This is a genomic window from Streptomyces sp. NPDC006925 (genome assembly GCF_042869575.1).
Classification (GTDB): domain Bacteria; phylum Actinomycetota; class Actinomycetes; order Streptomycetales; family Streptomycetaceae; genus Streptomyces.
The window spans coordinates 102259-120289 of the sequence record NZ_JBIAGB010000004.1 but is presented as its reverse complement, the minus strand read 5'-3'; the positions used below and the strand labels follow the sequence as shown (position 1 = coordinate 120289).

At 69.4% G+C, this 18031-nt stretch carries 19 protein-coding genes, 1 tRNA gene and 2 pseudogenes; 19 read left to right on the top strand and 3 right to left on the bottom strand.

What is annotated here, in order from left to right:
* Nucleotides 1–73 precede the first annotated feature (73 nt).
* From ACFYNS_RS08120 to ACFYNS_RS08100, 5 genes and pseudogenes are all read left to right on the top strand, one after another.
* Nucleotides 74–1639 carry an alpha/beta fold hydrolase gene (locus tag ACFYNS_RS08120; protein WP_388601845.1) on the top strand — a complete coding sequence of 522 codons (1566 nt, stop codon included), beginning with the start codon at nucleotides 74–76 and terminating at the stop codon, nucleotides 1637–1639.
* Nucleotides 1640–1722: 83 nt separating this feature from the next.
* A tRNA-Thr gene (locus tag ACFYNS_RS08115) sits at nucleotides 1723–1796 on the top strand.
* Nucleotides 1797–2296: 500 nt separating this feature from the next.
* Nucleotides 2297–2974 (top strand): hypothetical protein, encoded by a 678-nt coding sequence (locus ACFYNS_RS08110; protein WP_161270108.1) that lies wholly within the window; start codon nucleotides 2297–2299, stop codon nucleotides 2972–2974.
* Nucleotides 2937–3200, top strand: a pseudogene (locus ACFYNS_RS08105) (multiprotein-bridging factor 1 family protein); the annotation flags it as partial. The gene ACFYNS_RS08110 and the pseudogene ACFYNS_RS08105, both read left to right, overlap by 38 nt.
* Nucleotides 3201–3338: 138 nt before the next feature.
* The gene (locus ACFYNS_RS08100; RefSeq protein ID WP_388601843.1) at nucleotides 3339–4163 is read left to right on the top strand and encodes an ImmA/IrrE family metallo-endopeptidase; all 825 of its coding nucleotides are present in this window, start codon (nucleotides 3339–3341) and stop codon (nucleotides 4161–4163) included.
* 64 nt (nucleotides 4164–4227) lie between these two features.
* Here the strand turns inward: ACFYNS_RS08100 and ACFYNS_RS08095 are convergent, their stop codons facing one another.
* Nucleotides 4228–5844: a tyrosine-type recombinase/integrase gene (locus ACFYNS_RS08095; RefSeq protein ID WP_388601553.1), complete on the bottom strand. Its 1617-nt coding sequence runs from the start codon at nucleotides 5842–5844 to the stop codon at nucleotides 4228–4230.
* Nucleotides 5841–6500, bottom strand: coding sequence for a helix-turn-helix domain-containing protein (locus ACFYNS_RS08090; RefSeq protein WP_214961136.1), 660 nt, complete (start codon nucleotides 6498–6500; stop codon nucleotides 5841–5843). Before ACFYNS_RS08090 ends, ACFYNS_RS08095 begins: the two co-directional genes overlap by 4 nt.
* Before the next feature lie 91 nt (nucleotides 6501–6591).
* Here ACFYNS_RS08090 and ACFYNS_RS08085 point away from each other — a divergent pair, with 91 nt between their 5' ends.
* Together ACFYNS_RS08085 and cutA are read left to right on the top strand one after the other, a co-directional pair.
* Nucleotides 6592–6879, top strand: a complete 288-nt coding sequence (locus ACFYNS_RS08085; protein WP_388601551.1) for a hypothetical protein — start codon at nucleotides 6592–6594, stop codon at nucleotides 6877–6879.
* Nucleotides 6880–7031: 152 nt separating this feature from the next.
* Nucleotides 7032–7358: a divalent-cation tolerance protein CutA gene (gene cutA, locus ACFYNS_RS08080; protein ID WP_004921029.1), complete on the top strand. Its 327-nt coding sequence runs from the start codon at nucleotides 7032–7034 to the stop codon at nucleotides 7356–7358.
* Between the two features lie 51 nt (nucleotides 7359–7409).
* Here cutA and ACFYNS_RS08075 read toward each other — a convergent pair whose 3' ends face one another.
* Nucleotides 7410–8657: a helix-turn-helix domain-containing protein gene (locus ACFYNS_RS08075; RefSeq protein WP_224317165.1), complete on the bottom strand. Its 1248-nt coding sequence runs from the start codon at nucleotides 8655–8657 to the stop codon at nucleotides 7410–7412.
* Nucleotides 8658–8788: 131 nt separating this feature from the next.
* Between ACFYNS_RS08075 and ACFYNS_RS08070 the strand changes: the two genes are divergently transcribed.
* From ACFYNS_RS08070 to ACFYNS_RS08015, 12 genes and pseudogenes are all read left to right on the top strand, one after another.
* Nucleotides 8789–9307 carry an ATP-binding protein gene (locus tag ACFYNS_RS08070; RefSeq protein ID WP_388601548.1) on the top strand — a complete coding sequence of 173 codons (519 nt, stop codon included), beginning with the start codon at nucleotides 8789–8791 and terminating at the stop codon, nucleotides 9305–9307.
* Between the two features lie 134 nt (nucleotides 9308–9441).
* The gene (locus ACFYNS_RS08065) at nucleotides 9442–9873 is read left to right on the top strand and encodes a hypothetical protein (protein WP_388601546.1); all 432 of its coding nucleotides are present in this window, start codon (nucleotides 9442–9444) and stop codon (nucleotides 9871–9873) included.
* Nucleotides 9874–10003: 130 nt separating this feature from the next.
* A complete protein-coding gene (locus ACFYNS_RS08060) occupies nucleotides 10004–10258 on the top strand; it encodes a hypothetical protein (protein WP_033949325.1) in 255 nt (84 codons plus the stop codon).
* A gap of 94 nt (nucleotides 10259–10352) precedes the next feature.
* Entirely contained in the window at nucleotides 10353–10835 is a 483-nt protein-coding gene (locus tag ACFYNS_RS08055) for a DUF6082 family protein (protein WP_033949326.1), read from the top strand.
* Nucleotides 10836–10866: 31 nt separating this feature from the next.
* Nucleotides 10867–11709: an HAD family hydrolase gene (locus tag ACFYNS_RS08050; protein ID WP_388601544.1), complete on the top strand. Its 843-nt coding sequence runs from the start codon at nucleotides 10867–10869 to the stop codon at nucleotides 11707–11709.
* A 14-nt stretch (nucleotides 11710–11723) separates the two neighbouring features.
* A pseudogene (locus ACFYNS_RS08045) lies at nucleotides 11724–12743 on the top strand (hypothetical protein).
* Nucleotides 12743–13447 carry an ATP-binding protein gene (locus ACFYNS_RS08040; RefSeq protein WP_388601542.1) on the top strand — a complete coding sequence of 235 codons (705 nt, stop codon included), beginning with the start codon at nucleotides 12743–12745 and terminating at the stop codon, nucleotides 13445–13447. The pseudogene ACFYNS_RS08045 and the gene ACFYNS_RS08040 overlap by 1 nt, the downstream one beginning before the upstream one ends.
* Before the next feature lie 119 nt (nucleotides 13448–13566).
* A complete protein-coding gene (locus ACFYNS_RS08035; protein WP_388601539.1) occupies nucleotides 13567–14133 on the top strand; it encodes a WhiB family transcriptional regulator in 567 nt (188 codons plus the stop codon).
* Nucleotides 14130–15179: a DUF2637 domain-containing protein gene (locus tag ACFYNS_RS08030; RefSeq protein WP_388601538.1), complete on the top strand. Its 1050-nt coding sequence runs from the start codon at nucleotides 14130–14132 to the stop codon at nucleotides 15177–15179. Before ACFYNS_RS08035 ends, ACFYNS_RS08030 begins: the two co-directional genes overlap by 4 nt.
* A 102-nt stretch (nucleotides 15180–15281) precedes the next feature.
* Nucleotides 15282–15506, top strand: a complete 225-nt coding sequence (locus tag ACFYNS_RS08025; RefSeq protein WP_003972986.1) for a hypothetical protein — start codon at nucleotides 15282–15284, stop codon at nucleotides 15504–15506.
* On the top strand, nucleotides 15503–16168 hold the full coding sequence (locus tag ACFYNS_RS08020; protein ID WP_164181793.1) for a MobC family plasmid mobilization relaxosome protein: 666 nt from the start codon (nucleotides 15503–15505) through the stop codon (nucleotides 16166–16168). The genes ACFYNS_RS08025 and ACFYNS_RS08020 overlap by 4 nt, the downstream gene beginning before the upstream one ends.
* Nucleotides 16168–17940: a relaxase/mobilization nuclease domain-containing protein gene (locus ACFYNS_RS08015; protein ID WP_388601840.1), complete on the top strand. Its 1773-nt coding sequence runs from the start codon at nucleotides 16168–16170 to the stop codon at nucleotides 17938–17940. The genes ACFYNS_RS08020 and ACFYNS_RS08015 overlap by 1 nt, the downstream gene beginning before the upstream one ends.
* Nucleotides 17941–18031: the final 91 nt, after the last annotated feature.

Here is an 18031-nt window from a genome sequence, read left to right as displayed (position 1 = left end):
CCGCTACGGGGGCGAGTCCCGCGGCAGTTCCGGGGTCTGGTCCCGCGGCCGTCTCGGGAGCGCCGCGGTCCTCATGGCCACGGCGCTGCTGCTCTCCGGCTGCTCGGACGACGACGCGTCCGAGCCGGGCACCGACCCCTCGGCGAAGGGCACCCAGGCGGGCGCCGACGCCTCCCCGCTCGAACCGCTGCCCGCGAAGATCCCCGACGAGCTGCGCCCGTACTACGAGCAGAAGCTGTCCTGGCACGACTGCGGACCGGCCCAGTTCGAATGCGCCACGCTGCGGGTGCCGCTGGACTACGACAAGCCGAGCGACGACCCCGGCGACGACGCGGCGACCGCGGGCCTGGCGGTGACCCGCACCGAGCCGCAGCGCGGCAAGAAGCCGCCGGAGGGCGGTTCGCTGCAGGTCAACCCGGGCGGCCCGGGCGGTTCGGCGATCGAGTATGTGCAGCAGTCGGTGGCCCTCGGCTACCCGCAGCAGGTGCGGGAGCACTACACGCTGGTCGGGATGGACCCGCGGGGCGTCGGCCGCAGCGAGCCCGTCGAATGCCTCACCGACAAGCAGATGGACGCCTACACCCGGGTCGACCAGACGCCGGACGACGCCTCGGAGACCGACGCGCTCACCGCCGCGTACGAGAAGTTCGCCAAGGGGTGCGAGAAGCGCACCGGCAAGCTCCTCGGCCATGTCTCGACGGTCGAGGCGGCCCGGGACATGGACGTACTGCGCGGCGTGCTCGGCGACCGGGAGCTCAACTACGTCGGCGCCTCCTACGGCACCTACCTCGGCGCCACCTACGCGGGCCTGTTCCCGGAGCGCTCCAGGCGGCTCGTGCTGGACGGCGCGATGGACCCCTCCCTCTCGGCACGCCGCGTCAACCGCGAGCAGACGGCGGGCTTCGACACGGCGTTCAAGGCGTTCGCGCGCGACTGCGTGAAGATGTCCGACTGCCCGCTGGGCACCGACGGCGTCCCGCAGGCGGGCAAGAAGCTCAGCGCGCTCTTCGCCCGCGTGGACCGCGAACCCCTCAAGACCGACGACCCGGCGCGCACCCTCACCGAGTCCCTGGCCACCACGGGCGTGATCCGCGCCATGTACGACGAGGGCTCCTGGCCGATGCTGCGCGAGGCCCTGACGGCGGCGGGCAGGGGCGACGGCGCACCGCTGCTGGCGCTCTCCGACGACTACTTCGAGCGCGGCCCGGGCGGTGAGTACAGCAACATCATGTACGCCAACCCGGCCGTGAACTGCCTCGACCTGCCCCCGGCCTTCTCCGGTGCCGCCGCGGCCCGCAAGGCCGTCCCCTCCTTCGAGAAGGCCAGCCCGGTCTTCGGCCGCGGATTCGCCTGGGCGGCGCTGAACTGCGCCGAATGGCCGGTCGAGCCGACGGGCGCCCCGCACCGCATCGCCGCGAAGGGCGCCGACCCGATCGTGGTCGTCGGCACCACCCGCGACCCGGCCACCCCCTACCGCTGGGCCCAGGGCCTGGCCGGCCAGCTCTCCTCGGCCCGCCTCCTCACCTACAAGGGCGACGGCCACACCGCCTACCTCCGCGGCAGCGCATGCATCGACAAGGCCGTCGACGCCTACCTGCTGCAGGGCAAGCCCCCCGAGGACGGCACCACCTGCGGCTGACCCCGCCACCCCCGTCCCGACCACCCCCGCAAACCCTGTAGACTTATCGCCGCAGCGGCCCCCAAACTGGCCGCACGCACACTGCCGCCTTAGCTCAGTCGGCCAGAGCGACGCACTCGTAATGCGTAGGTCTCGGGTTCGAATCCCGAAGGCGGCTCCGAAAAGGCCCAGGACAGATAGCCTCTGACCTGGGCCTTTGTGGTTTTCATGATCCATTTCTGCGGGCAATGCTGCCCGCGCGGGGCCTCATGATCGCCCCCGGTGGACAACCGGTGGACAGACGCGCAGCGGGCGTGCAGAGCGGTGGACGGACGGTCGATCCGGTGGCCTCTCTGAGGGGTAGGCGCTGAGGGGTGGATTCGCAGTCCTATGGTCGCGATCGACGTGGAGGAAGTTGGCCGGTTCCCACAGCGCCTGGCGCGGCGTCCCTGCAAGTGGGGGATCGCCGCCTCGACCCGAGTTGTCGGTCTCGGTTGTCATGTGAATCCCGAGCGTGTCGAGATTGACGCAGAAACTAAAGTGATGCAGCATGATCCCGTCGAGCGGTAAAGTCCGCTGGGGCGTTGAACTGTCCTACTAGGGGTGGGTTCCTTGACGTTGCACGGCTCTCGGTTTGATCAGTTGGTCGGGGTCTCGGCCCCACGAGTTCGCAAGCACGTGATCTGGTCCTTGAAGACGGGGACGCAAGAAGCGGTCGACGCGTACGAGTTCAGCAAGTACAGCGACGGCCACACCTTCGGGACGAATCGTTGGCGGTTCACCGTCGGGGCGCTCAAGGACCAGGACCAGCTAGAGGCCCTTCCCGAGGCCAAGCCGCTGCGGGTGCGAAGCACCTTCATGCTCGGCGTCGGAAACGCCATCCTCTACCCCGTTTGCTACGCCAGTGACTCGACGACGGATGTGCGGGGGATGAAGATCCGGACCTCGCAGATCCGCACCGAGATGTTCGCCGCTTACGGTCAGCTCGCGCCGCAGGTGCAGACCGCGCTGCGCATCAGCGACGGTATTGACGGTCAGGAGTGGGCCTTCGACGACCTAGAGGAGACACTCGCGGAACTGCCCGAGCAGCCCAAGATGTTGTTGCTCGCCTACGCGAGTAACCGGGAGGGTGGGCTGCTCAACTGCTTCGTCGGGGAAGCCAAATTGGACTTGTCGGGCTCGGTGTCCTGGGAGTGGATCGAACCTCTGGCCATCACAGATGCTGAAGGCGGTACCGGCGGGATCTCCGTCGTGTCGCCCATCGACCCCTCTGCTCCCGGATTCGGTACCGGCGCGGAGCCCTCCATCAACCTGGAAGATGCGGACGACACCGCGAACGAAAGCAATGAGCACTAAGCGATCTTCACTCTCAGTGGCACCCGTTCTGCCACTCGACCTCTCTGCGTCAGTCGCAGCGGCGTTCGATGGCGCTCGACTCACGCAGGCCAGGCGCCTGGCTGGTTGGACCAAGAAGGAGTTGGCGACAAAGATCAACGTAACGCCCGCCGCGGTCGGCCAATATGAAGCAGGAGCTATCCGGCCCCGGCCGGAGCAAGTCCGTCGACTGGCAGAAGCCCTCGGCATGCCTAGCGCCTTCTTCACCGCTGGCCGACCCCGAGCCGGCCTGGATACGGCAGCCGTACACTTCCGCTCTCTGCGCTCGGCTCCTGCCCGCGAGCGTGAGCGGAGCGTGTCCTTTACGGAGCTGTTGTGGGAGCTGGTGTACGAGCTGGAGAGTTATATCCGGCTGCCGACGGTTGACCTGCCGGGCTGGGACGGCGGAGAAACCATCCCTGACCTACCCAGCGATCCCCAACAGGCTGCGCGCGCTCTGCGTGCACGCTGGGGACTCGGTGATGGCCCGATCTCTCACCTGGTTCGACTGCTTGAGTCGCGCGGCATCGTGGTGACAGTTCTTCCGTTTCCCAATGCGGACAGCAGGAAGCTGGATGGCTTCTCCACGTCTCGGTTGCCTACCCGTCCTGTCGTAGTACTCAACGACGAGCGCGACGACGTGTACCGCCATCGGTTCAGTTGCGCGCACGAGTTGGGTCACCTCTTGCTGCACGGTGAGGCGCACCCCGGAGATGTCCAGCACGAGCGTCAGGCGGACGCCTTCGCGGCTGAGTTCCTCACGCCAGCGGCACGGCTCACGGGCTCGCTTCCGATGCGGGTCGACTTCACGGTCCTAGGGCGGCTGCAGCAGACCTGGGGTGTGTCGTTGGATTCCCTCCTGGTCCGCTGCCGAGAGCTCGGCCTCCATACCGAAGCGGTAAGCAGTCGAGGATGGAAGCGCCTCAGAACCCTGCGGGGGCAGGGCCTGCTGCCGCATACGCCGGTGCAGGGCTTTCCGGGAGAGGTTCCAGTTCTCTTGCAGCGAGCCTTCGAGATGGCTGAACGCAAGGGCATCACTGTCCAGCGGCTCGCTGATGAGCTGCGCTGGCCTGCGGACCTGGTGCTCAAACTGCTCGCAGAAGATCCTCGCCCGGGTCTGTACCTCGGGGCAGCTCCGTTTGAGGCCAGCCGGCCTTCAACCGATGAATAAGCACCGGCATCGGGGCTCAGGGGCCCCGATGCCGGTAGTAGCTGTCCTCGGCTATACGTGCCAGTTAGGCGGAACGATTCTGCTGTGAGGCGTCGTCCTTGCGCGGCGGCACCATCCTCGGCAGGCGAGACGCGAGGTCCGCCTGCGGCACGGCGTCGGGAACAGCCGCCAGCGCCTTGCGCGCATGCGGTACGAGCTGCACGACCTTCTCTGCGGCATCGCGCGCCAGGTCGTCGAGGACCGACTGGTAGATGTCCCGCGTGATCCGCGTGTCCGAATGGCCGAGGGTCTCCGAGACGACCTTGATGTCGACGCCCGCCGCGAGCATCAGCGTCGCGGCGACGTGCCGGAGGTCATGAAGGCGGATCGGTGGAAGGCCGGCCGCCTCCACGAGGCGCTCGAACAGATCGCTGACCTTGCCCGGGTGGAGGAGGGAGCCATCCTCCTGGGTGAAGATACGCCCGGTGTTCTGCCAGCCCTCACCCCATGCCTCGCGCTCGGTCTGCTGGCGGGCCTTGTGCGTGAGGAGCCCCTCGTTGGTCTCGCCGTCCAGGGCGATCAGTCGGAGGCCGCTGTCGGTCTTGGGCGCACCCTCGTGGACCTCCCAGCCGTCTTGGACGAGCTGCGTGGCGATGGCCAGCGAGCAGTGCTTCGCGGAGTAGTCCTCCCAGCGGACACCGCACGCTTCTCCTCGCCGAGTACCTCGAAACGCAATGAGTCGCCAGAGCAAGTACAGCCGGTCTCCCGCGACGAAGTCGAGGAAGACGGCGGTCTGCTCCGGGGTCCAGACCATGACCGGCGACGGCCGCTTGCCGGTCTCCTGCCAGCGAGCGATGCGCTCCTCGGTCCAGACGAGGGCCTTCGGCTTGGTACCGGGCAGCAGCTCGACGTGAGCGGCCGGGTTGAAGGCGGGCATGACCTGCTGGGCGATGGCGACGTTGAGCGCGGCCCGGAGCGTGTCGCGGATGTGGGGCTGGGTGTTCAGCCCGGTGACTCGACGGAACGGCGGCATCGCGTCGAGCTGTGCGCGGAACCACTTCCGGCGCGCCCGGTTCTCGGCTCCCTTGTTCGGGGTGGCCTTCAGCTCGTCGGCGACCGCGCGTCGCTGGGCGTTCTGCTCCTGGATCTCGATGTTCCGCTCGTTGATGGCGTCGAACATCTTGTCGATGTGGTGGACTCGGAGCTTGTCGAGGCGAAGGTGCCCGAGGTGCGGCTTGAGGTGGACGCGGATGTCGCATTCGTAGCGCGACGCACCGCCACGGCGCAGACGTTTCCGCCCGGCTAGCCAGGTGTCGAGCCACTCCCCGACGGTGGTCTTCGAGTTGAGCGACTGACCCGTCTGGAACCGGCGACGGGTCTCGTCGTAGTCCGGCAGAGGGGTCTTCTCCTTGACGCAGTCCTCCAGCAGGTCGCTGATCTGCGTCCTGCCCCACGCGTCGTCCTCTTCGGGAATCGCCATGAGGGCGCGGACCTTGCCCAGCTCCTCCTGGGCTTTGGTGGAGGTCTCGAAGCCACCACGACGGAACCGCCGTCGTCGGCCGTCCTGGGCGGGGTCCAGCTCCTGGAACACCCCGAAGGTCCCGTGCCGTCGCGACTGGAGCTTCGGGCACGACGCCCCGAGGTCCTTGCCGGTCTCGGGGTCAGTGCACCGGCACCGTCGCGTGATGGTGCCCTTCTTCATTCACGCTCCTCGGCCTCGGGGTGTATGTCGGGCTCGTCGACAAAGGCGAGTCGGTCAGGAAGGGCCGGAGGGGTGAGGCCGCGCTGACGCATCCGCTCTCGGTACGCGCGCAGCTCTTGGGCGTCCTCGAAGGCGTGCGCCTCGTATCCCTCGGCCCGCTCAAGAAGCGTGGTTCGGCGACTGCGGTCCAGAGTGGTGCTGGCTACTCGTCGCCGCTCCTGCGCCAAGTCGTACGAGGACATCGACGCGGCAACGAGGTCGCCATGGTGTCGGAAGCTGTCGAGCACGTCCCGGGGCGAGCCCTCGGGGGCCGCATCATCCAGAGGTGTCTCACCGGTGAACCACGCGACCGCGTCCCAGGTGGACAGCTCGCGGCCCGGCAGAACCTCGACCGCCGCCGAAGAACCGAGCGGGAACAGCAGGGTGACCGGCGGGACGTCCAGCACGTCGGCAAGCATGACGACGTCCGCCACGCTGACGCTCGTCTTGCGTCCGGACTCCAGGTTCTTGATCGAGTGCTCGGTGATTTCCGGCATGCCGCGGGCCGCGCACTCCTGCGCGACCTCGGCCATCGTGAGGCCGGCGGCCCGGCGCGAGTCTCGTAGGCGCTGAGCGATCCGACCGGTGAACGCTGTCGACCATTGATCAGGTGTCATGGTGACACCATAGGAAGCGAAAAGGCGCTGCCGCAACTCCGTGATACATCTTTCGCGTCACTACGGCACGTGTAAACGTCAGGAGAGCGTCATGGCAGCACCTAAGACGGCAGGATCGGGGCGGGGACTGACGAGCGACGAGCTGCTCGCTCTTCCGGCGGTGATCGATCTCGACACCTCGAACAAGGCGCTGATGATCGGACGGTCCACCGGGTATGGGCTCGCCAAGCAGGGGGAGTACCCGGTCAGGGTGCTGCGCCTAGGGAACGCCTACCGAGTGGTCACGGCCGACCTGCTGAAGTTGCTGGGCCTTGAGCGCCAGCAGCCCGGCGGCAGTCGAGAGCCCGATGGCAGCGAGCGGCACGACCTCGCCGCGTAGGGGAGTTCCGCGCGCCCCTCGGAGGCGAGCTGCGCGGTCCAGTGGGCCGAAGTCCGACGGGTACGTTCGGCCCGGATCCGGGCGACCAGCGCTTGTCGACTGCGTCAGCCCTCTGGGTAGGGTCGCGGTACCCGAGCTGGAGAGGTAGCCGCATGGACCCCGAGATCGTGATCGCGCAGACGACGAGTGACGACGAGGAGCAGGCGAAGACCCTCGCCAGAGGCGCTGTTGAGAGCAAACTGGCGGCGGGCGTCCACATCGATGCGCCCATCACCGCCTTCTACTGGTGGCAGGGGAAGGTCGAGGCGGCTCAGGAGTGGCGGATCTCCTACATGACGTCGTCGGATCGCCTCCCCGCGCTAGAGGCATGGCTGCACGAGAGGCACCCGTACGACGTCCCCCAGTGGGTCACGCTGCCTGTGACCGGAGGGTCGGAGGCGTACCTGTCCTGGGTCGTCGACGAGACGCGCCCGGGGTAGAGGTTTCCACTACAGCGCCTTGCTCTCGCTGAGCCTGTGCGCTTCGACGCTTCACAGCGTCGCGAACGTCAGCAGGTGGCTGGCCAGGTCATGCTCAGTGTCGGGGAGCCCGGCAGCGATGGCCTGAGCCCGCTGCCGGCCCATGGTGTTGGGCTTCGACTCCGCCGCTGCGGCGAACTGGTGCGCTACGTAGGCTCCGCGATCTATGTCGCCGCCGCGCAGAAGGGCGGACGCCAGGTCACCCAGGACGACCACGCCGGACTCGGGTAGTTCGCCGCCGAGGCGCTCGACTGCGGAGTCGGCCGTGGCGGTCAGCTCCTGACGCGCGAGTTCGCCATAGACCGAGAGGGTTAACGAGTCCATGCGGTATGGCGTCACGAAGCGGACCCACGCCTGCTCGCTCGTATGGTCGGCGAAGTCATAAGCGAACTTGGCCTGATCGAGAGCACGAAGGGCGCCAGCGTCATCGCCTGACTGGGCGGCTTCCTCCGCGTACCGGCCCAGAGCCCACGCTGCGGCGGTTGCGTTGCCACGTCCGCGTACGTCCTGAGCTGCCTGCGAAAGCATCTCCAGCGCCTTCGCCGGGCTGGGGGCACCGTAGCTCGCGTAGCCCAGAGCGAGAGCGCGCAGCGGAGGGTGTCCGGCCCTTTTCGCGCACTCCGAGGTCACTCCGTAATAGGAAGTGGCCTTGTCCTGCTGGCCGAGGTCCCAGGCGACCCACCCAGCAAGAGCGGCAGTCTCCCCGGCCGCGATGGTCAGGGCTCGCTCGTGGGCTCCGGCGCGGGGAAGGGCTGCGGTGATCGCGTCCAAGTGCGCCTCGACGCGGGACTGCAGGCTGAGCGCACTCTCGTTCAGCTCGTCCACGTGCAACGTGGCGGCATGATCAATAAGCACCGCCGCGGACTCAGGGTCGATCTTGGAACCCTTGCTGAGTGCGTAGGCCAGCCGGCCCCAGGGCTCGGCAGCCGCAGCCGCACCGACGACTGCGCCTCCCAGCAGCGTTCGGCGTTTCACGTCGTCCAGGTCCTCCGCCTCGGCCTTGTTCTTCTCTCGCCGCCTGGCGCGGGCGGCTTTCGCCTCGCGCAGTAGCGGCTCCAGCGGGACGCCACAGGCCAAAGCGATGTTCCCCAGGGTGTGGTCCGTCGGAACGTTCGCACCGTTCTCGTACCGGTTCACCTCCCGGCGGGTCACCGTTGCCCGGCCGGAGGCGGCGTTGATCGCACCGGCCTGCTCGTCCTGCGTCCGATTCGCGTTACGCCGCAGGTGACGGAGCAACTCGGCAAATGGATCCACCGCCATGAGTCTGACCCCTATCCGTGGGAGAAAGCCAATACTCCCCTCAACTCCCCCCTGGTTTTCCCCCCTTGACAAAGATTTCCCCCCTCCGGTTTCCCCTGTCCCGGATCGCGCAGCCACGGTGCGATGTGCTCATGACCACGCACCGGACAGCAACGCCGCCCCGACCTCGGGGCGACGACGGTGGCCCCCACGCCGTCGGCGCCTCGACCGCTCGGTGTCCGCTGGCCTCTCACGTCTTCGAGATGGCCATGGAGCCGGTAGATGTGCACGTCGCTCAAGCGCGACGAACGACGGCCACCGTGTTGAAGCACTGGTCGTTGCCGGAGACGCCGGCAGAGGACGCCCGGCTCGTCGTCTCGGAGTTGGTGTCCAACGCGATCATTCACGGTTCCGGGGACGTCCGACTGCGACTGCGACACGACGAGCACGAGCTTCGAATCCGAGTCACCGACGACAGCACGGCACCGGCGAGGCGGCGACGTGCGAGTGCCGCCGGCCTCGGCGGTCGAGGGCTGCACCTCGTCGCCTGCTTGTCGCTTCGGTGGGGCGTCGCGGACGGCGGCCGGACGACGTACGCGGTCATCCCCACTCTCACGGAGGCACCCCCATGTCGCCGCACAACACAGTCAAGCACGGAGCCGACGTGTTGAGCCTCGTCGCCTTTGATCGGGGGCGAGAGAAGCACACGGGCGGTGGGGCGCCGACCGCTGGCCGTGACTACCCGAGCTGGCCTCGCACCTCTGCCCAGGTGAAGCGCCGGTCCCGAGCTGGCCAACTCCGAGGCTTGCGCCAGCACTTCTACCGTCAGACCGTCGGCGCGCAGGCCGATCAGCCGCTGCGCGTGCTGGCGTACAGCCTGGTACCGAGTCCGAGGGCCCGACCTGACGAGGACTGGGGGACGCTACAGGTTGAGGCCGACCAGCTCGGTTACGCGATCACCGCCCGGCTCCACGATGTGGCGGTCCCGGTGACCACGACGTACCTCCCGGCATCCAGTGCGAGCCAGGGCGTCTACACGCCGCCTTGGGATCGACCTGGTTGGCGGGAAGCCGAGCGACAGCTCCGAGAGGGCTTGGCCGACGGCGTGCTCGTCCTCGACCGGCACAACATCAGCTCCGATGACGACGAGTACCACGCCGTGATCAAACACCTGGGCGAGCACTGCCGGGCGTTTCTCCACCTCGTGATCTCCGAGGAGCCCGTCGCGCCGACTTGAAGGCGTCCGCTGCGCTGGATGGACAGGAAGGGCTGGGGCTGGCGGCAGATCAGCGCCCAGATCGCCCTGATCGTCACCGTGAGCGTCGTGCTCGTCTTCACCTTCAAATACACCTGACCGAGGGCTGACCATGACTTTCGAGGGACACATCGATCGTGCGCCGCGCCTCCTGCCGCACCGCGAGCAGGGCGAAGCGCTCCTCGCCATCAGGGAGGCCGCCCCTTCGGCACCCAGCGAAGAGGGGATCGACCTCTTCGCCGTGCCCGCTGGTGAGGTTCAGGGGCGTGGCTTCGACCTCTCGCGCTTTCACCGGCTCGCGCGCCTGCCGGCCGTGCCGGACGGATTGACCTCGCCGTCGGCTGAGGGCCCGCCGGACGCGGCCTGACTCTCCTCAAGCGAGCACGACGGCGACCACCACTGCCCCGGATGCCGCCGCCGGTTGCCGCACCGCCCCATCCATCCCCGAGTAAAGGTCGCAGATGAACCGTCCCGTTCTCGCTCTGGCCACCACCATCGCCCTCGCGTCCGCGGTGCACATCGCCCAGCGTCGCCAGCAGCACCGCCAGTCCCTGGAGTTGGCAGTGCACCAGGCCCACGGCCGCATGCTCGAAGTCGCCACCACACACCCGGACTTGGACCCGATCTGGGTGCGCAACCACCCCGACCACGTCAAGGACGACGAATCGGGTCCGCTCCTGATGTGCCAGTGGTGGCTTGAGTTCTGGCGCACCGGCCTCAATCTCAGGGTGTTCACCCCCGCCATCCTGCGGCAGAACGCGCGGAACTTCATGCAGGACCCGACGGCCCTCAAGGCGTGGGCCTTGACCCGCCACGGGCGTGCTCTGCAGTCCCGAGGGCGATGGGACCGCTTGCACGTGGCGCTGCTCGACGCGGCGTTCGAGGAGGCCGGCGGTCCGTCCCAGTACCCCGAGTTGGAACTTGCCCCGGCTTCGGCCCTCTGAGGCACGACGACACCCTGACGAGAGGATGATCATGACCGTTCCCGCTTGCGGATCGCCACCCGCCCCGGCCGCGCCGAGCGACCACGGGTCGCGCGCTCTTCTCCTCGACCTCGACGGGGTCCTCCTCGACACGCGTCCCGTGATGCGGAGGGCGTGGCAGAGGGTCCAGGAGGTCCATGGCGTCGCGCTCCCGTTCCGTGACTACGAGCGCCACCTGGGTCGCGAGTTCGGGGACATCATGGAGCGCCTGGGCGTGACCGATGCCGAGGCGGTCCGTAGGACGTACGAGGCGGAGTCCGTGGCCACCGCGCACCTCGCGGAGGAGTTCGCCGGCATCGTCGAGACGCTCCACGCCTTCGTGGCCGCCGACTGGCGGCTGGGCGTCGTGACGTCCAAGCACGTCGACCGGGCGGCCCCGCTCCTCGCGCGCCTCGGGTGTCCCTTCGCGACCATCCGCACGCCCGCCGGCGCGGGCCGAACGAAGCCGGCCCCGGACCCGCTCCTCCTGGCACTGGTCGACCTGGGAGTCGACCCCGCCTCCGCCGTCTACGTGGGTGACATGGCGGTCGACCAGGAGTCGGCCGCACGCGCCGGCGTCCCTTATGTGCACGCTGGGTGGGGCTACGGGCAGCCGACGGCTCCCGCCCCGGAGACGGTCTCGTCCCCCAGGGAACTGCTGAGCCTCCTCCCCGCCAAGCAGCTCGCACGCCGTCGTCAAGGACGAGGCCGGAAGGACCCTGGATCTGGGCCGCCCGACCGCCAGGGTTGCGGCACGCTGGATCCTGCGGGTCTGGCCGGAGGTGGACTGGATGCGCCCCCACACCTTCTGCCTTACCGACGCCACCCTGACCCGCAGCGACCTGGTCGCCGCTGAGCGGGGCCGCTGAGATGGCCCGGATCCGAACCGTCAAGCCGGAGGCGTTCACGTCCGAGTCGCTCGCCGAAGTGACCGTGGCGGCCGAGCGGACCTTCTTCGGCCTGCTCACCCAGGCCGACGACCATGGTCGCCACCGGGACAACGCCGCGATCATCGCGGGGCTCCTCTGGCCCCTGCGCGCCGAGCACACCTCGGTCCACGTCGAAGACGACCTCCACCAGCTCGCGAACGCCGGACTGATCTGCCGATACACCGGATGCGACGGCCGCCTCTACCTCCACATCGTGACCTGGTCCGAGCACCAGAAGATCGACAAGCCGAGCCAGTCGCGCCTGCCCTCGTGCCCGCAGCACCAGGCTGCCGACCGGTGAGCCCCCTGCAAGGGCTCCTGCTCCCGGAGGGGGAAGGGCTCGCCCACCACTTCCCGAGGACTCGCTGAGACCTCGGCGAGGGCACCCCGAGCCCTCGATCTGCCCGCCGCACCCTCCTCGACGGTGTCGGAACAGGCAGACGGGCCAAGCGCCGACCGGCAGGACGCCGCCGATGGAGCCAACAGCGCACCCGGGCGGACCGGAGTTAAAAGTGCAGGTCAGAGGGTTGTCTCCGGCGGCTCCCCGAACCTTCCCCGAAGCCTCCCCGAAGGCTCGGCGCCTGGATCTAGGATCTTGGATCCTGGATCTCTTGTCCCTACGGGGCGCACAGCGCCCCCAGCCGGCATCTCCGCCAAGGACCTCGTCGGGGAGTACGTCGCCGGGTGCGACCAGCGTCCCCCGAGCGACGTGATCGGGCACCTCGGCCGGATCATCAAGAAGCTCCTGGACGAGGGCATCGCACCGGCGCACATCCGAGCCGGGCTGGCGAACTTCACGGCCAACCCCAAGCACCCGAGCGTGCTGACCAGCATGGTCAACGAGGCGATGAACGCTCGCCCCGGCGGTTTGGCGCGGCCGGGAATGCGGCCTAACGTGCCCGCCCACCAGGCGTGGACCAACCCGGCCAACGCTTCTGCCGCCTACGCCGAGGAGCTGTGATGCACACCCGTCACCGCGAACCCCAGCTCCTCGGCAACGAAGCCACGCTGGAGCGCATGGCCCGGATCCTGGCCGCCCGCAACATCGACCCGGCGGACGCCGCGCTGCCGGACGACGCCGAGCCCTTCTCACCGCTGGACGCTCTGCTCGCCGGGATGCCCCCGCGCTATCAAGCGGCCGTCGCCGACCACCCCACGGTCCTGGAGTGGGTCCGGAAGGTCACCGACGCGGCCGTCGCCCCCAGCCGAGGAGCCCGACGACAGGTCACCACCGGCCCTAGCTTGCTGATGGCCGGGGTCGTCGGCGCGGGCAAGACGCACCAGGCGTACGGCGCGGTCCGAGCGCTGGTGCAGAGCGGGGTCGGCGCGCGCTGGCGGGCGACCACCGCCGCCGACCTCTACGCCGATCTCCGCCCCCGGCCCGGGGTGGACAGTGAGCGGGAGCTGGCGGCCGTCAACCGGTGCCCGCTGCTGATCATCGACGACCTCGGCGCGGCCAAGGCGAGCGAGTGGGTCGAGGAGATCACGTACCGGCTGATCAACCGGCGGTACAACTACGAACTCCCCACGCTGATCACGACCAACCTGGCGATCAAGGACCTGCGTTCCTACCTCGGGGACCGAGTCGCCAGCAGGCTCGCGCAGATGACCACCCGAGTCGAGTTCGAGGCCGTCGACCGCAGACGCCACAGCGCCGCCGCCTGACCCTCCACAGGCCACCCCGCCGGACTGCGCCCTCGCACCGCCGTCCCTCCCGGGCACCTACCGCCAGCGCACCTCTCCGCCGACGCCCCTGCGCGCGGAGAGCGATCGGAGCACCCCGCATGACCAGCACGATGAACGGCCCCGCCCAGCACCGTCAGCTCGGCGACCAGACCTGGCAGGCCGACGCCGTCTGCCAGAGCACCGAGTACAACCCGGTGGACCCCGAAGTCTTCTTCCCCGAACCCGACGAGACCGCCAAGATCGCCACGGCCAAGGCCCTGTGCGGCCAGTGCCCGGTCCGGCGCACCTGCCTGGACGCCGCTCTCGAAGGGGGTGACACCGACGGGATCCGTGGCGGCCTGACGGAAGAGGAGCGCGGGCCGCTGCACGACAAGCTCGCCAGCCGCCTCGACTACAGCCGCGTCAATGCCACCATCGCCGGACGCGACGTGCACCTCACCCATACGGAGCGCCGCGCGGTCGAGTACGCGGCCTACCGCCACGGGGTGAGCGAGCAGCGCCTGGCCTGGCTTCTGAAGGTCACCGAGGAGCACGCCAAGAAGCGGTACCGCGAGATCCGCCGGGCCGAGCGCAACCGAACCCTGAACCAGCCCACCATGAACACCACACCCCCCGAGACCAGCGGCGAGCGCCTGATCCGCGACGACTTCGGGACGGCGGCATGAACATCGCAAGCGCGTCGAAGACGGCGCACATATCCGGGTGGGACCGCGCGGCTGTCGTGGCGCTCGGGGGCGCGGGGTGCGCGCTGTCGTACGACGCCCTGCAGCAGATGGCCGTGGCCATCCACATCCGAGGCTTCCTTACCTACCTGTTCCCCCTGGTGATCGACGGGTTCATCGCCTACGGCATCCGAGCCCTCCTGGTCCTGCGCAACGCACCACTGCGCGCCCGGCTCTACGTCTGGACGCTCTTCGGCACGGCCACCGCCGCCAGCATCTGGGCCAACGCACTCCACGCGGTGCGCATCAACCAGGACACGGTCGCCGGCACCGGCCTCCAACTCGGTGACGCGGTGGTCGCGGTGCTCTCCACCATCGCCCCGCTCGCACTGGCCGGAGCGGTCCACCTCTACATCCTCATTGCCCGGGGCCCGGTCGAGGACTCTGGCCGGCAGAACCTCGGTGAGACCGACCGGAGCGACGCTATCGAGGTCACCCGGACCGACCGAGCCGGTCAGCAGCGGTCAGCGGCCGGTCAGGTCAAGTCCGGTCAGTCGGTCACCGCTCTGACCGACCGGCTGCCGCTGTCCCCGACCGACGAGGACACCGCCGCCCGGTCAGTGACCGGAGACTCGACCCCGGCGACCAGCGGCCAGTCGGTCACCGACCACCACAACCGCAGCCACGGTGCCCCTGACCTGCCGGGACAGGCGGACAAGGGCCGGACGGTCACTGACCGCCCCAGCAGTGCGGCCCCGGTCGGTGATGGCCAGGACAGCCCGGCGGCGGTCAGTGCCCCGCCGGTCACCTCGCCGCCGGTCACTGACCGGGCCGCTCGGTCGACTGGTGACCGGCGTCCTGACCCGGACACCGAGGAGCTGCTGGCGATCGCCCGGTCGGCGGTCAGGGCCGAGGACAAACTGACCCGCAAGGTGGTCGCCCAGGCGATCCGAGGTCAGCAGATCCCGCTGTCCAGCGACACCCTGACCGCGCTGATGGCCCAGCTGCGCGAGCAGCACCGCCAGCTGGTCACTTCCTCCCGGCCCTGACCGAACCTCCACGGAGTGGGTGACCGAACCGGTCACCCCGGCCGGTCACCCACTCCGCATGTCACCGACACACCCCGCCACAGCAGAAGCGGAGAGTACCCGATGCGCACTCACCCGGCCACGCCCGCCGAAGTCGACTCCTGGCTGACCGTCCTGCACCAGCACGGACACCTCCACCGCGCCCAATCCGGCCCCGACACCACCTGGATCGTGCAACGCGAGCAGCACGACCGGCCCTGGACCCTGCACCACCCCGTCCTGGCCATGGACTGGATCGAGGAACTCGTCCGCGAAATCCAGCAGCAGGACCCGGAGACGAGCCGGTGAACACCAACGACCCGGTGGCCACCTCCGCTGGACAGCAGCGTGACCCCACCACAGCTCCTGGCGGAGCAAGCTATCGCGTACGACGGTCCTACGGCCCGACGTACGCACTTGCCCCCGCCCAGGAGGGCGGGGGAAGCCCGGCTGGTCCCCGAGCGAGGGCGCACGGGGACCAGCCGGGCAACCGGCACCAGGGGGCGCCGGTCACCGGGGGAGAAGCCGATCGCGACGATCACCGCGAGCAGCCGAGCCCGAGCACGCCCGCCTACCCCGACCGCAAACCGCGCCGCCGCACCCGCAACCCCAGCGAGCGCACCCGCAAGACGACCACCCGCCTCTCCGACACCGAGAAGACCGAGATCGCCGAGGCCGCCACCAAGCGCGGCGTCACCGTCGCTCGCTTCCTCGCCGTCTCCGGCCTGAGCGCCGCCCGCGGATGCGCCGCCGTGCACAGCAACGACCAGCTCGACACCGCCATCGACGAACTCGCCGCTCTGCGCACCGCGCTGGCCCGCATCGGCAACAACATCAACCAGATCGCCTTCGTCCTCAACAGTGGTGGCCAGCCGCGCGCCGGTGAACTCGAACACGCGCTGGGCGCGCTGACCGGACTTCTCGCCCGCGTTGATGACGCGGCGAACGACCTGGTGACCCGGCGGCTGTGATGGTTCCCGACATCGGACGCGGCTCCCGGACCCACGGCCTGCTCGTCTACCTGTACGGCCCCGGGCGGCGAGAGGAGCACACCGACGCCCACCTCGTCGGCTCCTGGGACGGCTTTGCCCCCGACCCCGGCCGCGACACCGGCCTCGACCCCGACCCGAAGGCCACCCTCGCCCGGCTCACCGCCGCCCTGGACCTGCGGGTCAAGCAGGCCGGCGACCGTGCGCCCGCCAAGCACGTCTGGCACTGCTCGGTCCGCACCGCCCCCGGGGACCGGCGGCTGGACGACGAGGAGTGGAACGCCGTCGCCCAGCGCATCGTCCACGCCACCGGCATCGCACCGGATGGAGACCCCGACGGCTGCCGGTGGATCGCCGTCCGCCACGCGGAAGACCACATCCACATCGTCGCCACCCTCGTACGCGGCGACCTGTGCAACCCGCGCCTGAACTACGACTTCAACAAGGCCCAGGCCGCATGCCGCCGCATCGAGAAGGAGATGGGCCTGCGGCGCCTGAACGCGGGCGACGGAACCGCAGCGAAGAATCCCAGCAGCGCCGAGAAGTTCAAGGCTGAGCGCACCGGCCGCCCGGAGACCTCGCGCGAGACGCTCCGCGAGGCCGCTCGTCGAGCCGTGGCGGGAGCGGATTCGGAAGAGGAGTTCTTCACGCGGCTCCGCGAAGCGGGGGTTCGGGTGAAGCTGCGGCACGCACCGTCCGGTGACGCGCTCGGCTACAACGTGGCCCTGCCCGGCGACCGCAACCGCGACGGAGACCCGGTCTGGTACCCCGGCTCCAAACTGGCCCCCGACCTCTCCCTTCCGAAGATCCGACTACGCCTCACCGACGGGGCCGCCGAGCCGAGCGCGCCCGCGGTCGGCGCTGACCGGACGAACTGGTCACCGCCCGCCCGTCAACGACGCAACGCCGCCCTCATCGCAGAGCGCTCGGCCACGCTCCTGGAACGCGACGAGGACGGCGAGGCCGCCCCCCAACTCGTCGGCGTTGGAGAACTCCTCGACGCAGTGGCCCAGACCTCACCGGCCACCACCCGCACCGAGCTGGCCGCCGCAGCTCGCGCCTTCGAACGGGCAACCCGCAGTCATGTCCGCGCCGAACGCGCCGACACCCGAGCCCTCCGCTCAGCCGCCCGAGGCATCGTCCAGGCCGGCGGGGCGCTCGGCCGAGGCGAGGACGGCGGAACCACCGCCATGCTCCTCTCCACCCTCGTCCTCGTCACCCTCGCCGCCGCCCGTTGGCACTCCGCCCGCGGACACGCCCAGCAGGCCCACGCCTCCCGACAAGCCGCCGCGCACCTACGCACCGCCTACCGGCAGGCCGCCGCCACCCCGATGCGCATGCTGCATGACCAAGGCCGCGCCCTTCCTGACGCCCAGCGCCTCATGCACGAGGCCACCCTTTGCGCCGTCCTGCCCGAGAAGGTCGTACGGGCAGGAGGCACGCAAGCGAGGACCGACGCCTTGGTCGTCACCCTCGCCCAGGCCGAGCGGGCAGGCCATGACTCCGAAGCCCTCCTGCGCCAGGCCATCGACATGCGCGAACTCGACAGCGCCGACGACGTGAACGACGTCCTGGTCTGGCGTCTGCGGCGCATCGCCCAGCTCCCGGCACACCCGGGTGACAGTGCCCGTCGTCCGCAGGCCGCCACCCGCCAGGCCACTACGCCGAGCAGCCGCACCAGTGAACGAAACGCGACGGCAGCCGTACCGCTCGGAACTGCTCAAGACCCCAACCGCCGCTTGCCACGTCGCTGACCACGTCGAACCGGACGGAGACCACCGGCCGAGCGGACGCCGCGAAATGTATGGACAGCCGGTTCCACCGGCTGTTACGGATGAAGACAGG